The sequence below is a fragment of the Pseudarthrobacter sp. Hb11 genome, assembly GCF_059383655.1.
In genome coordinates, this window is sequence record NZ_JBWZCM010000016.1 from 62,185 (window position 1) to 76,812 (window position 14,628).

Sequence of the window (14,628 nt, forward strand, 5' to 3'; positions counted from 1 at the left end):
CGCCGCTAGGCGAGCCGGGTCAGCCAGCCGTGCGTGTCGGGAACGGTGCCGGTCTGGATGCCGAGCAGCTTCTCGCGGATGGCCATGGTGGTCTCCCCCGCCTTGGCATCGTCGGAGCCGATGAACTCGGTGGCATCCTTAAGGACTCCGATCGGGGTGATGACGGCCGCCGTACCGCAGGCGAAGACCTCCGCGATCCCGCCGGAGGCAACGCCGTCGCGCCACTCGTCCAAGGTGATCTTTCGCTCGCTGACTTCACGACCCATGTCCTTGGCCACCTGGATGACGGACATCCGGGTGATGCCTTCGAGGATGGTACCGGTGAGCGCAGGCGTCACCAGCGAGCCGTCCTTCATCACAAAGAAGACGTTCATGCCGCCGAGTTCTTCAACCGCATTGTCGTTGAACTGGTCCAGGAAAAGGACCTGCTTGCAGCCGTTGGCTTCAGCCTCCTGCTGGGCAATCAGCGAAGCCGCGTAGTTGCCGCCGCATTTGGCATCGCCGGTTCCGCCGCGGCCCGCGCGGGCGTATTCCCGTGAGATCCAGATGGACACGGGCTTCAGTTCTCCGCCGAAGTAGTTGCCTGCCGGTGAGGCGATGACCCGGAAGGAAACCTCGCGGGCCGCGCGGACACCCAGGAATGCCTCGGTGGCAATCATGAACGGCCGGAGGTACAGGGCTTCGCCGTCGCCGGCCGGAACCCATTCCCTATCGGCGGATACGAGTTCACGGATGGCTCCCAGGAAGTACTCCGGCGGCAGTTCGGGAAGGGCAAGCCGGCGGGCAGACTTGTTCAGGCGCGCGGCGTTGGCTTCGGGGCGGAAGGACCAAACGGATCCGTCGGCGTGGCGGTAGGCCTTGAGTCCTTCGAAGATCTCCTGGCCGTAGTGCAGCACCGCAGCCGACGGATCCAGGGCGATCGGCCCGTACGCTTCCACCCGGGCATTGTGCCAGCCGCCATTGCCGTCCGCGTCCACGCTGTAGTCGACGATGGCCGTGTGGTCGGTGAAGTGGTTGCCGAATCCCGGGTTGGCCAGGATTGCTGCACGCTCTTCAGCAGACTTCGGGTTGGCCGAGGGCTGCTGGCTGAATTCGACGCCATGGGCGGTCTGGGTCATGGTTCCTCCACGATCGGCCGCCCTGCATTCAGCGTTGAACGGCGGGGCGGCATTTGGTGATTCGAGACAAGCTTACGCCCGATGCCGGAGGCCCTGGCGCGGGGTTAGAGGCCGGCGGCGATGGCGTCGCCTACGGCGCTGGTGGTGCGTGCACCGCCGTCGCGCTTCTCGACGTCGGCAACCACTGCCGCTTCGATCCTGCGGGCCGCGCGGGTGTAGCCGAGGTGGTCCAACAGGAGCGCTGCCGACAGGATGGCGGCGGTGGGGTCGGCCTTGCCCTTGCCGGCGATGTCCGGAGCGGAGCCGTGGACGGGCTCAAACATGGACGGCGCGGTGCGGTCCATATTGATGTTCCCGGAAGCTGCCAGTCCGATGCCGCCGGTGATGGCTGCGGCAAGGTCTGTGAGGATGTCGCCGAAGAGGTTATCGGTGACGATCACATCGAAGCGTGACGGGTCGGTGACCATAAAGATGGTCGCGGCGTCCACATGGAGGTAGTCGTGGGTGACCTCGGGGAACTCCTGCGCTACGGCCTCCACCGTACGCTTCCAGAGGTGTCCCGCGTAGACCAGGACGTTGTGCTTGTGGACCAGGGTGACATGCTTGCGCTCCCTGGCGCTGGCGCGGCGGAAGGCATCCCGGACAACGCGCTCAACACCGTGGGCGGTGTTCAGCGAAACCTCTGTGGCCACCTCGTGCGGGGTTCCGGCACGAAGGGTGCCGCCGTTGCCGACGTAAGGACCCTCTGTGCCTTCACGGACCACGATGAAGTCAATCACTCCGGGGTTGGCCAGAGGGCTGCCCACGGTTCCGTAAAGCCGGGACGGCCGCAGGTTGACGTAGTGGTCCAGGCTGAAACGGAGCTTGAGCAGCATCTCGCGTTCAATGATGCCGGAAGGGATGCGGGTGTCGCCGGGGGCTGCACCGACAGCGCCGAACAGGATGGCGTCCCTGGTACGGAGATCTGCCAGGACATGGTCCGGCAGGGTTTCGCCCGTGGCCAGCCAATGATCCGCGCCGAGCTTGTAGTGCGTCTGCTTGAGCTCCACGCCCTCCGAGGCGACAGCCTTTTCCAGCACTTTGAGTGCTTCCGCAATGACCTCGGGGCCAATGCCGTCGCCGGGAATAACTGCAAGATCGATGGAGGATGCGCTCATGCTTTCAGGGTAGCCAAGTCATCCATATGCTGGTCAAGCCGTCTCAGTATTCGAACACTGCTTCTGGCGGCAGGGCGCGCAAAGCGCCGCGCACGTTTCCGTGCACGGCGCATGCGCATCATCCAGTCAATTGCCCTTCATCGAGCTTTAAAACTTTCTACCCGCGGTGCAGGCGCCGGAGGCATCCACCGCCAGCCAGGGTCCGCCGCGCCGTTATCGCCGCGCCCGCCAGCAACACAGCTGCCACGCCTCCAAGCCAGGGGTCCGGTGCCGGCCCCGCTGATTCCGAAACTGCAGTCTGCACGTTAAAGCCCTCGTTCGGGGCAACAACAGCGCCTGCCCCGCCACCGGCAGCCGCCCCGCGTGGAGCGGGTGCGACGGGAACCACCGGCGTTACGGCAGGGGAAACCGCAGCGGGAGGAACCACGGCTGGAGGAACAACTGCGGGCGGAACCACAGCTGGAGGAACCACTGCGGGCGGAACAACCGGATGATTCACCGGCGGAACTACCGGCGTAACCTTCACCGGGACGCAGCCGTTGTTGTACGTGGCCTTGCCGTCATCAGTCCAGTTCTGGCCGTAAGGAACCACCTTCCCGTGGTTCGGCGGGATGATGTCCGCGCTGTGCTGGTGATGGTCACCGGCGTGTCCATTGAGGCCCCGCAGTGCGACGGTGATGACCACGTAGGGGTTTGATTCCGAACCGGTCGCGTGGCAAATGGTGATTTTTTTATCTTTGTCCTCATGGGGTTCTTTGTCCTCATGCGGCTCTTTGTCCTCATGCGGCTCTTTGTCCTCATGCGGCGATCCACCCGGCTTGGCACAACCGGAATTCCACCAGTCCACCTTGTACAGGTTCCGCCCGCCGGGCAGCGCCTTCCCCTCATTGGCCGGAATGATGTCCTCTTCGTGCTGGTGGCCGATATGGGCATTCAGCGCGTTGAGACTGATGGTGATTGGCACGTAAGGGTTCGTTTCCGAGCCCGTTGCGTGGCAGATGGTGATCTTTTCGCCGCCGCCGCCGGACGATTCGTCCGTGGCAAACGCCGTTGCTGAGGCACCCGTGAGTGCGAGGCCCGTAACCCCCAGCACGGCAAGGATCCGTTTCATTTCCGTCTCCGTCCATAGTCTGCTTCAAACTGCGCAGACGCCGAGGAGAACACGACCGCCCCGCACTGACGGGTCAAAAAAGGCAAACAGACAGCATCGGGGCGACGGTTCTCCCAGATGCGAACTGTCAGTTTGCTAACAGGATCAGGCTAAGGATTTTGGCATACGGATTCCCCAGTAGGACGTACTCAGATCCCGAACACGGCACTACTTGGCCTCAGCAGGCTCCTCGTACTTGGGGAACACCGGCGAGGGAGCCGGCAGTTCGGTCCCCGCGGCAATCGGCGTTCCGATGGCGGAGAACTGGCGGGCCTCCCCTTCCGGCTGGCCGAGGGTGGCAAGGAGGGCCGCTGTTGCCGTCGGCATGACCGGCTGGGCGAGGATGGCCACGATCCGCAGGACTTCCAGGGTCACGTACAGCACGGTGTTCATGCGTCCGACGTCGGTCTTCCGCAGCACCCACGGCGCCTGCTCCGCGAAGTAGGCGTTGGTGTCACCCAGGACGCCCCAGACCGCTTCGAGGGCGCGGCTGAATTCCTGCTTCTCAAACGCTGCCCGCGCAGCTTCGAGGAGGCCGCCGGCCTGCTCCAGGATGGCGTTGTCTGCCGCCGTGAACGCGCCGGGAGTTGGCACCTTGCCCCCACAGTTCTTGGCCACCATGGACAGGGAGCGCTGGGCAAGGTTGCCGAAGTTGTTCGCGAGGTCGGCGTTCATACGGCCGACAATTGCGTCGTGGTTGTAGCTGCCGTCCGCGCCGAAGGGCACTTCCCGGAGGAAGAAGAACCGCACCTGGTCCAGGCCGTACTGCTCCACGAAGTCGGCCGGGGCCACCACGTTGCCCAGCGACTTGGACATCTTGACGCCGTTGTTGTGCAGGAACCCGTGGATCATGACCCGCTTGGGCAGTTCCAGGCCGGCGCTCATCAGGAAGGCGGGCCAGTAGATGGCGTGGAACCGGGAAATGTCCTTGCCAATAACGTGGACATCGGCCGGCCAGAACGTCCGGAACTTTTCCGAGTCGATGTCGGGGTAGCCCACGCCGGTGAGGTAGTTGGTCAGGGCGTCCACCCAGACATACATCACATGCTTGTCATTGCCCGGGACCGGGACGCCCCAGTCGAAAGTGGTACGGCTGATGGAGAGATCCTCCAGGCCGCGCTTGACGAAGCTGATGACTTCGTTGAAACGGTACTGCGGAGCACCGAACTCCGGTTGGGCCTCGTAGAGCGCCAGGAGCTTGTCCTGGTAGGCGGAAAGCCGGAAGAAGTAGCTCTCCTCCGCGGTCCAGGTCACCTCGGTGTCCGTCTCCTTGGAGTAGCGCACGCCGTCGTCCTTGACCACGGTGTCGTCCTCGACGTAGAACGCCTCGTCCCGGACGGAGTACCAGCCCTCGTACTTGGACAGGTAGATGTCCCCGTTCGCTTCCATCTTTTTCCAGATGGCTTGGGACGCAGCGTAGTGGTCCTCGTCAGTGGTCCGGATGAAACGGTCGTACGAGATGCCCAGGGCCGAGTGTGCCGCCTTGAAGACCTCGACGTTCCGGTCCACCAGCTGCTTCGCCGTGATGCCTTCCTTTTCGGCGGTCTGGGCGATTTTCATGCCGTGCTCGTCCGTGCCGGTCAGGAACATCACGTCATACCCGTCAAGCCGCTTGAACCGCGCCATGGCGTCGGTGGCAATGTACTCGTAGGCGTGGCCGATGTGGGGCACACCGTTGGGGTAGGTGATGGCCGTGGTGATGTAGAACGGCGTTTTGTGTGAAGCAGTCACGGGAGGACGTTACCTTCGGTGCGGAGGGACAGGCTAGATCAGTTCGGTCAGCGAGTCGCTGAGCCGGACGAGTTCGTGGTCGTGCGAAGCCACCAGGACTGCGATGCCGTCCGACGTGGTGTCCTTCAAGATGCTGATGATCCGGTTCGCCGAGGCACGGTCCAGGCTCGCCGTGGGTTCATCCACCACCAGGACCCTGGTGCCCAGGATCAGGGCACGGGCGATGGCTACGCGCTGGCGTTCGCCGCCGGACAGCTGGGCCGGGCGGTGCCGCATGCGGCGGCCCAGGCCCACCAGGTCCAGCAGGTCCTTGGCCATGTCCCGGCGCTGGTCCACTTCCCCGTCCGGAACAGCCGGCAGGAGCACGTTCTCCAGTGCGCTCATTCCATCGATGAGGGCACCGCCCTGGTCCACGTAACCGATCAGGGCACGACGGCGGTCGGCGATTTCGTCGTCGCCCATGCTCTCCAGGGAATCACCTTCCCAATAGACGCGCCCCGACGTCGGCAGGGTCAGCCCCGCGCCGACGGTCAGGATGCTGGTCTTGCCGGATCCGCTTCGGCCGGCGACGCAGTGCATCTCGCCCGCGTGCAGCGTGAGGTCGAAACCTTCCACCACGCTGACTGCCTCGGCGCCGCCCTTACCGCCGCCGTAGCGGATGGTGATGTCGCTCAGTTCCAGCGGGGTTTCGTGGTCAGCGGCCTTGACGATGGTGTTGGCGCGCGTCTGCAGGGGGACGTCGCCGGAGCCGCTCCTGCGGCTCCGCTGGACATTCGTCTGGTTTGTCATTGGACCACTTTCGTTGCAATCGGTATCCAGCAAAGTACAGCCACGAGGCCGGCCACGCCTGCCCACAGCGCGGCATAAGGGGCCAGCAGGAGCCCGATGCCCAGGGCGCCCAGCACGCCCAGCGGCAGTGCCACGCTTCCCACCAGCGCGTTCTCGAACAGCCGGACCTGGCGGAGCATGTCCGGGTTCCAGCCCATGGCTTCGAGGATGCCCAGGTACTGCCGCTTGGCGTTGAGCTCAAAGCGTCCGGTGACCAGGGTCAGGACCAGTCCCACGATCACGCCCGCGAGAGCCAGGAGAATGCTCGGCAGTGCCACGCTGGCAGCGGCGGGTCCGCTCAGGGCACTGGCGCCGGCCGCGCGGGGAATGTCGATCAGCAGCGCGATGAGTCCGCCCACCGCAGCGCCGAAGACGCCAACGGCAACGGCCAGGGCCAGGGTGTTGAACTTGTTGGTGCCCAGCTGGCGGTTCGCGAAGGTCAGCGGTGAATCCACCGGGATGAGGCGCTCGTCATGCTGCGGTTCCTGGTCAATGACGTCGCGGTGGCGCAGCTGCTGTGCTGCGAAAAAGGCGGCACCGGCGTACAGGACCAGGACGGAAACGCAGACCAGGGCGGTGGTGAGGCTCCAGCTGACGAGGCTCAGAACGATGCCGGCCACGGTGAGCAGTACAGCACCCACACCGAACTCTTCCAGCACCCAGCTGCGGATGCGGCGTTGGGTCCACCCCATCGCGCGCAGGGTCCCTGCTTCGCTCCGCCGTTTGCGGACGTAGCTCACGGTGGACGCTCCGGTGAGAAGCGCAGCTCCGCAAAGCGTCAGGAAGAGCAGCGTGACGTTCGTTCCGGAAAGCGAACCCGTCACGGCCTCGGCGGCGTTCTGCCTGACCCATGACTGCTGGACCGTACCAAGGTCGGATTCCTTGCCGGCGTCATCCTTGGAGTAGCCGGGAACGAAGATGCTGGCGTCCTCGCGGGCAGAGCCGGCCACGACGGTGGCTTCCAGTCCCATCCCGCGGATCTCGGTGGCCAGCTTTTCCACGTCCGGCTGGGCTTCTTTCCAGCTGCCGGATGCATCGGCCCGGACACGGACGGCGTCGATGACTGCTGCGTTTTCCTTGTAGCCGCGGGCAGCAGCCAGGCCGTAGTAATCGGTGATGGCACCGGCAGACTGGCTGGCAAGCCCCGTGGCGCTCAGGGACGGTTCGAGCGCTGTGGCCGAAACGTCCTTGCCCTCGGCGTCCTTGACCAGGGTGAAGGGGGCGGGGTCGTAGCCGCCCAACGGAAGCTTGTTCACGTCACCGGCGGCCTGTGCCACTGCGGAAGGATCAAACGTTCCGTAGACCATGGCAAGTGGTGCCGCCGCCTTCTGCTCCCCCGTCTCCAGGTTTTCACGGTAGGAGCGTTCGTCCACGGGCTCGCGCTGGGTCTGGTCAACCGGGGTCCCGTTGGCGCTCTTTTCCGGCAGCCGGTTGACGGTGACCCACTCGCCCGGTACGGCGGTCTTGCCGACAGCGCCGTTTGCCGCCGTCTCGCCGTCGGTGTATTTCGGGGCGGCCGCGAAGTCGGTGCTCCACTCCGCGGGGGTGTACAGCCCCTGGTTGAAGTTGCCGGTGGCACCGAGAACCGACGAGTGGTCGGTGGAGCCAGGCCAGGAAAGAACGAAGGGGTCCTTCGAGACAAACGGGAGGTAATCCTGGTCCAATGACTGGGAGACAGTCCCGACGTCCTTGACCACCTTGCCGGTGTCGTCGATTTCCTCGATCTTGACGTTGTACTTCAGGTCCAGGGAGGTGCCCGAGCGCACGATGAGGGGAATGGCCTGGGAATCGGCCGTCAGCTGGCCGTTGCGCTTGGCCTGCTGGTACTGCGTCATCAGCGGCGCCCAGTATTTGAGCTTCACGCCCAGGAAGTCCGGGCCTTCTTCCAGCTCGTCCAGGCCAATGCCGTTCGTGAACAGGCCTTCGAAGTAGCGGCCGATGGCCCCGGCATCGCGAGCATCGGCAGGCGGCGCTTTTTCCAGCGGAGCCAGGAAGTCACCGGCAGAACCCAGCAGAGCGCGCTCGGCGGCGGGATCAACGGCGACCACGGATTCGGTGACCTCCGGCGCGAGGGGCAGCGACACGGACACATTGAAGAGGTTGTGTTCGGAACCGCCGGCCGGGGCGGCGAACTTGATACCCGTTTCATCCTCAGGAGCGGCGATGCGGATGCTGCTCCCCCCGGCGGCCTGCTCCTCCACGAGCTTGGCCTTGCCCAGGGTGCCTTCGGCGGTGGACTTGAAGAGCGTCTGCTCTGAAACACCGTCAGAGCTCACGGCGCTGGCGGTCAGGCGGTATTTTTTTGTCTCATCGCTGAGAACCGACTCGGCCTTGGGCCAGTCTGCCGGCGCCGTGGCACCCGCGGCCTGGTCCGCCGTCGCGGTGCCTGCAAGCCCGGCGTTATAGCCGAGGTAGTCCATGGCGTCCAGGCGTGGCGCCTCAAGGTTCTGGGTTACCCGGGACACGAGGCTGATGGGCGCTGCAACGGAAGTTCCCTGCAACTTCCGGATGGCCTCGAGCTGTTCAAAGCTGATGCCGCCGGTGCCGTTGGCGATTTCCGGCTGCAGCAGCGCACCCGAGGGCGCCTTTGCCTGGACCAGGACATCGTAGAGTCCCCGGGAATTCTCATCCACCGTCCGGTTGAGCGCGGCCTGCGACTGGCTTTGGACGAGGACCGACAAGCACATGGCTGCGATCAAGATGGCCGCGGTCAACAGCAGCACTCTGCTTCTGATGAACCTCTGGACGGCGTTCATGGAACTCCCTGAAACCTGGATTGCGTGCGCACATTCGCGGCCGCGCGCGGCGGACGTGGACGATCACGGACGGATGTGCAAAAGGTATTGGCCGGCCTGCCGGCAGGGTCCTGAACCAGGACCCAGCCATTGTAAGCAGACCGGCCAATCATACGTGGCACCGCCGGGACGCGCCGAAGCGGGGGCGGCAGTACGGCGTTTCGGCAGACCGGAGGTTAGTCCTCCAGGTCTACTTCGCGGACCATCTCGGCGCCGATTCCGGCCTTGATGGCGTCCAGGACCTGCTGGGGCACGGAGCTGTCAATGGTCAGCAGCGCGAGCACCTGCCCGCCCTGGTCGTGGCGGGCCACCTGCATGCCGGCGATGTTGATGTTGTTCATGCCCAGGATGTGGCCGATGGTTCCGATCACGCCGGGGCGGTCGGTGTAGGCAACCACCACAAGGTGCTCACTGATGGGGATTTCAACTTCGAAACCGTTGATGCCCACGAGCTTCTCGATCTGCTTGGGCCCGGTCAGGGTGCCGGCCACGGAAATCTGGCTGCCGTCGCTGAGGGCACCGCGGAGGGTCAGGACGTTACGGTACGACTCTGTCTCCGGGGTGGTCATCAGGCGGACGTTGATGCCGCGTTGTTCGGCGATGACCGGGGCGTTGACGTAGGAGACCTGCTCGGTCACCACATCAGCGAAGACTCCCTTCAGTGCCGCCAGCTCCAGGACCTTGACGTCCAGGGACGAAATTTCGCCGGCCACCACGACGTCAAGCTGGGTCAGCGAATCGTGGGTCAGCGCCGTGAAGATGCGGCCCAGCTTCTCGATCAGCGGAATGCCCGGGCGGACGTCGGGGGCAATGACGCCGCCGGCGACGTTGACGGCATCCGGCACGAGCTCACCGGCCAGGGCCAGGCGAACGGACCTGGCCACCGAAACGCCGGCCTTTTCCTGCGCTTCATCCGTGGAGGCGCCGAGGTGCGGGGTGACCACCACGTTGTCCAGCTTAAAGAACGGCAGGTCGGTGCTGGGCTCCTTGGCGAAGACGTCCACGCCCGCGCCACCGATCTCGCCGTCCTGCAGGGCCGTGAACAGCGCTTCCTCGTCCACCAGGCCGCCGCGGGCCACGTTGACCACATAGGCGGTCTTTTTCATCTTCTTGAAGGCATCCACACCGAGCATGCCCAGGGTTTCCGGGGTTTTGGGCATGTGGATGGTGATGAAGTCGGACTGGGCCAGCAACTCGTCCAGGGTCACCAGCTGCACACCGAGCTGGGCGGCGCGGGCGGAGGTGATGTAGGGGTCGTACGCAAGGATCTTGGTGTCGAAGCCTTTTAGGCGGGCCGCGACGAGGGCACCGATCCGGCCCAGGCCGATGATGCCGATCTTCTTTTCGAACAGCTCGATGCCCGTGTACTTGGAGCGCTTCCACTCGCCGTCCTTGAGGGCTGCACTGGCCTGCGGGATGTGGCGGGCCAGGCTGAGGATGTGGCCCACGGTGAGCTCGGCCGCGGAGACGATGTTGGACGTGGGTGCGTTGACCACCATCACGCCGGCCTGGGTGGCGGCCTTAATGTCCACGTTGTCCAGGCCCACGCCTGCACGGGCGATGACCTTGAGGTTTTTGGCTGCCGCGATCGCTTCAGCGTCCACCTGGGTGGCCGAGCGGACCAGGATGGCGTCAACATCGCTGATGGCAGAGAGTAGCTGGGAGCGGTCAGCGCCGTCGGTCTGGCGGATCTCGAAGTCCGGGCCGAGGGCCTCGACAGTTGCTGGGGAAAGTTCTTCGGCGAGCAGTACTACGGGTTTTGACACGGCTGATCCTCTGCGTTGCAGTCCTGGGGATGAAACAAGTCTAGGCCGACGGAAAGGCCGGGCTCACATTGTTAAGTGTGAACCCGGCCTCACAGCTGCCTTTTAGAGCGGCGCCTCGTCGGCGGCCTTAGCGGGCGGCAGAACCTTCAACGTAGTCCGCGTCCTGCTGCTGCCAGGAGAAGAGTGAGCGCAGTTCGCGGCCAACCTCTTCGATGGGGTGCTGCTCTGCCTTGGCGCGCAGTTCCTTGAACTCAACGCCGCCGTTGTCCTGGTCCTCGATGAACCGCTTGGCGAACGCGCCGGACTGGATGTCGGCCAGGACGGCCTTCATGTTTTCCTTCACCTCGGGGGTGATGACGCGCGGGCCGGAGACGTAGTCGCCGTATTCTGCGGTGTCGGAGACGCTCCAGCGCTGCTTGGCGATGCCGCCTTCCCACATGAGGTCCACGATGAGCTTGAGCTCGTGCAGCACCTCGAAGTAGGCGATCTGCGGCTGGTAGCCGGCTTCGGTGAGGGTTTCGAAGCCGTACTGGATCAGCTGGGACACACCGCCGCAGAGGACTGACTGCTCACCGAACAGGTCGGTTTCGGTCTCTTCGGTGAAGGTGGTCTTGATGACGCCGGCGCGGGTGCCGCCGATTGCCTTGGCGTAGGACTTGGCCAGGTCCCAGGCGGAGCCGGAAGCATCCTGCTCGACGGCGATGATGTCCGGGATGCCCCGACCGGCTTCGAACTCGCGGCGCACGGTGTGGCCGGGTGCCTTCGGGGCGATCAGGATGACGTCAACGCCCTCCGGTGCCTGGATGTAGCCGAAGCGGATGTTGAAGCCGTGGGCGAAGGCCAGGGCCTTGCCGGGCTTCAGCCTGTCCTTGATGGAGTCGTTGTAGATCGAGCGCTGGTGCTGGTCCGGCGCAAGGATCATGATGACGTCGGCCCATTCGGCGGCGTCGGCAACGTTCTTGACGGTGAAGCCTGCGTCCTCGGCCTTGGCGGCGGACTTGGAGCCGTCCTTCAGCGCAATAACAACCTCGACGCCGGAATCGCGCAGGTTCAGCGCGTGGGCGTGGCCCTGGGAACCGTAGCCAACAATGGCAACCTTGCGGCCCTGGATGATCGACAGGTCGGCGTCGTCGTCGTAAAACATTTCAGTCACTTGCGTAACTCCTCTTGAGTGGATTTGCAGATGGGTGTTCGGTGGTGCGGTTACGGGCGTTGCGTAACGCAGGGGCGGGCCCCTTGGCGGGGTCCTATGCGGAACGCAGCGCCCTGTCACTCATGGAGCGGGATCCCCGTCCAACGGCCAGGGTGCCGGACTGCACGATTTCGCGGATACCGAAGGGCTCGAGCACGGAGAGCAGTGCGGTGAGCTTTTCGGGGTGGCCGGTGGCTTCAATGACGACGGAGTCGGTGGAGACGTCTACCACTGAGGCCCGGAACAGGTCTGCAGCCTGGGTCACCTGCAGACGTGTTGCGGCATCCGCACGTACTTTGACCAGGATGTGGTCACGCTGTACGGAAGATTCGGGGGTCAGCTCAACGATCTTGATGACGTTGATCAGTTTGTTGAGCTGCTTGGTGACCTGCTCGATAAGGTCGCCGTCGGCGTCAACCACCACGGTCATCCGGGAAATGCCCGGGACTTCTGTGGGGCCGACGGCCAGTGAGTTGATGTTGAAGGCGCGGCGGGCGAAGAGGCTTGCGACGCGGGTCAGGACGCCCGGCTTGTCTTCAACCAGGACGGAAAGTGTGTGGCGGCTCATGGTCAGTCCTCTTCTTCCCATTCCGGGGTCATGTTGCGGGCAACCTGGATCTGGTCGTTACTCACGCCGGCGGGCACCATCGGCCACACCATCGAGTTGGGGCTCACCACGAAGTCGATGACCACGGGGCGGTCATTGATCTCAAGTGCCTTCTGAATGGTGGCATCGATGTCCTCGTCACGTTCGCAGCGGAACGACGCGCAGCCGTAGGCCTCCCCCAACTTGACGAAGTCCGGGATGCGGACTGTGTCATGGCCGGTATTGAGGTCGGTGTTGGAGTAGCGGCCCTCATAGAACAGGGTCTGCCACTGCCGAACCATTCCCAGCGAGGAGTTGTTGATGACGGCAACCTTGATGGGGATGTTGTTGATGGCGCAGGTGGCCAGTTCCTGGTTGGTCATCTGGAAGCAGCCGTCGCCGTCGATGGCCCAGACCACACGGTCCGGCTCGCCCACCTTGGCGCCCATGGCAGCCGGGACGGCGTAGCCCATGGTGCCGGCACCGCCAGAGTTCAGCCAGGCGTGCGGGCGCTCGTACTTGATGAACTGTGCCGCCCACATCTGGTGCTGGCCGACGCCCGCAACGTAGATACCTTCGGGTCCGGTCAGCGCCCCGATGCGCTCAATGACTCTCTGCGGCGCAGTCAGCCCATCATCCGGCTCGGTCCAGCCCAGCGGGTAGGTTTCCTTGAGGTTGTTCAGGAAAGCCCACCACGTTGTGAGCTCCGGAGCACCCGACGCCTCGAACTGGGTGCGAACGGCTTCGGTGAGCTCCGGAATGATTTCCTTCACGGAGCCAACGATGGGGACATCGGCGGTGCGGTTCTTGGAGATCTCCGCGGGGTCGATGTCGGCGTGGATGACCTTCGCCATGGGCGCGAATGTCTTCAGCACGCCGGTAACGCGGTCGTCGAAGCGTGCGCCGAGGGTGATCAGGAGGTCGGCCTGCTGCAGGGCAGTCACGGCGGAAACGGTACCGTGCATGCCGGGCATTCCCATGTGCTGCGGGTGGGAGTCCGGGAAAGCACCCTTCGCCATCAGCGTGGTGACAACGGGAGCGCCGGTTGCTTCGGCCAGGGCCAGCAGCTCCGCGGAGGCGTGCGCCTTCACAACGCCGCCGCCCACGTACAGCACGGGCTTGCGGGCTGCGGCGATCAGCTTCGCGGCTTCGCGCACCTGCTTGTTGTGGCCGCGAGTGACCGGACGGTAGCCGGGCAGGTCAACCCGCGGCGGCCAGGAGAAGGTCATCTGGCCAACCTGGGCGTCCTTGGCTACGTCCACCAGGACAGGTCCCGGGCGGCCGGTGGAGGCGAGATGGAACGCCTCCGCCATGACGTGGGGAATGTCATTGGGGTCGGTCACCAGGAAGGAGTGCTTGGTGATGGGCATGGTGATGCCCACGATGTCAGCTTCCTGGAAAGCATCGGTGCCGATCACACCGCTGGATACCTGGCCGGTGATGGCCACCAGCGGCACGGAGTCCATATGGGCATCCATGATGGCGGTAACGAGGTTGGTGGCGCCCGGGCCCGAGGTGGCGATACAAACTCCCACCCGCCCGGTGACCATGGCGTAGCCTTGCGCGGCGTGGCCGGCTCCCTGTTCGTGACGGACCAGGACGTGGTTCATGCTGGAGGCCATCAAGGGGTCATAGGTGGGCAGGATCGCGCCACCGGGCAAACCGAAAATATCGTCGACGCCGAGTTCTTCGAGCGAGCGGACAATAGCTTGCGAGCCGGTCATCACCGTTGGGGGTACAACGTGGTTCGGCCCAAGGACAGGAGAGACGGCAGCAAGGTCGGCGACGACGACGGCGTGGTCCGCCGTGCGGTCGGCGCGTTCCGGAGCCTTTGGGGCTCCAGCGGACTTACTAGCCATCAGCGAGGGGCTGATCGGCGATCCTTTGCTCATCGGACTCTTCCTTGTGGATCATCTGTGGTTCATGGAAACTGCGGGAAATAAAAAAACCCCTCAGCCTGGCGGCTCTTCGAGGGGTTGCGCGTGACGGTTCGTTACCGGGGGGCTAATGTGCCACGCGCTGAATAAGGACGACGACGGTGCCGACAGTAACGAAAGTCATGCGTTCAGTTTTCCCTCTGGGCGAGATACGTGTCAACGAGGTGTTCCCCGATCTCACCATGTGGACATCGGTGTCCACATTTTGATCCCTTCTGGGATCCGTCCCTGCCGGCTCTATTAAGCCCTGCCCCCACGGGCGGCAGGTCTTAATTAGGCTAAGGCCCAGGTGCCCTGGGGGGGGTGGGCCACCCACGGAAGATCCAAACACAGACGCACCACAGCGAAGAGCCACTTGTGAGCCATGT

At 64.4% G+C, this 14,628-nt stretch carries 10 protein-coding genes; all 10 read right to left on the minus strand.

Going from position 1 to position 14,628, the window contains the following annotated elements; all coding sequences use genetic code 11:
- Window positions 1–5 precede the first annotated feature (5 nt).
- The 10 genes from AC50X7_RS17110 to AC50X7_RS17155 all read right to left on the minus strand — a co-directional run bounded on the left by AC50X7_RS17110 (window position 6) and on the right by AC50X7_RS17155 (window position 14,215).
- Window positions 6–1,118 (minus strand): branched-chain amino acid aminotransferase, encoded by a 1,113-nt coding sequence (locus AC50X7_RS17110; RefSeq protein ID WP_307094663.1) that lies wholly within the window; start codon window positions 1,116–1,118, stop codon window positions 6–8.
- Between the two features lie 104 nt (window positions 1,119–1,222).
- Window positions 1,223–2,275, minus strand: a complete 1,053-nt coding sequence (locus AC50X7_RS17115; protein WP_494980103.1) for a 3-isopropylmalate dehydrogenase — start codon at window positions 2,273–2,275, stop codon at window positions 1,223–1,225.
- A 157-nt stretch (window positions 2,276–2,432) separates the two neighbouring features.
- The gene (locus AC50X7_RS17120; RefSeq protein ID WP_494980104.1) at window positions 2,433–3,386 is read right to left on the minus strand and encodes a hypothetical protein; all 954 of its coding nucleotides are present in this window, start codon (window positions 3,384–3,386) and stop codon (window positions 2,433–2,435) included.
- Window positions 3,387–3,593: 207 nt separating this feature from the next.
- Window positions 3,594–5,156, minus strand: a complete 1,563-nt coding sequence (gene metG / locus AC50X7_RS17125) for a methionine--tRNA ligase (protein ID WP_494980105.1) — start codon at window positions 5,154–5,156, stop codon at window positions 3,594–3,596.
- A 33-nt stretch (window positions 5,157–5,189) separates the two neighbouring features.
- Entirely contained in the window at window positions 5,190–5,945 is a 756-nt protein-coding gene (locus AC50X7_RS17130; RefSeq protein ID WP_494980106.1) for an ABC transporter ATP-binding protein, read from the minus strand.
- Window positions 5,942–8,740, minus strand: coding sequence for an ABC transporter permease (locus AC50X7_RS17135; protein WP_494980107.1), 2,799 nt, complete (start codon window positions 8,738–8,740; stop codon window positions 5,942–5,944). The genes AC50X7_RS17130 and AC50X7_RS17135 overlap by 4 nt, the downstream gene beginning before the upstream one ends.
- A gap of 215 nt (window positions 8,741–8,955) precedes the next feature.
- The gene (gene serA / locus AC50X7_RS17140) at window positions 8,956–10,545 is read right to left on the minus strand and encodes a phosphoglycerate dehydrogenase (protein WP_494980108.1); all 1,590 of its coding nucleotides are present in this window, start codon (window positions 10,543–10,545) and stop codon (window positions 8,956–8,958) included.
- Between the two features lie 127 nt (window positions 10,546–10,672).
- A complete protein-coding gene (gene ilvC, locus AC50X7_RS17145; protein WP_494980109.1) occupies window positions 10,673–11,698 on the minus strand; it encodes a ketol-acid reductoisomerase in 1,026 nt (341 codons plus the stop codon).
- Window positions 11,699–11,792: 94 nt separating this feature from the next.
- Window positions 11,793–12,305, minus strand: a complete 513-nt coding sequence (gene ilvN / locus AC50X7_RS17150; RefSeq protein WP_079597732.1) for an acetolactate synthase small subunit — start codon at window positions 12,303–12,305, stop codon at window positions 11,793–11,795.
- A gap of 2 nt (window positions 12,306–12,307) precedes the next feature.
- Window positions 12,308–14,215 carry an acetolactate synthase large subunit gene (locus AC50X7_RS17155; protein WP_494980110.1) on the minus strand — a complete coding sequence of 636 codons (1,908 nt, stop codon included), beginning with the start codon at window positions 14,213–14,215 and terminating at the stop codon, window positions 12,308–12,310.
- Between the last annotated feature and the right edge of the window lie 413 nt (window positions 14,216–14,628).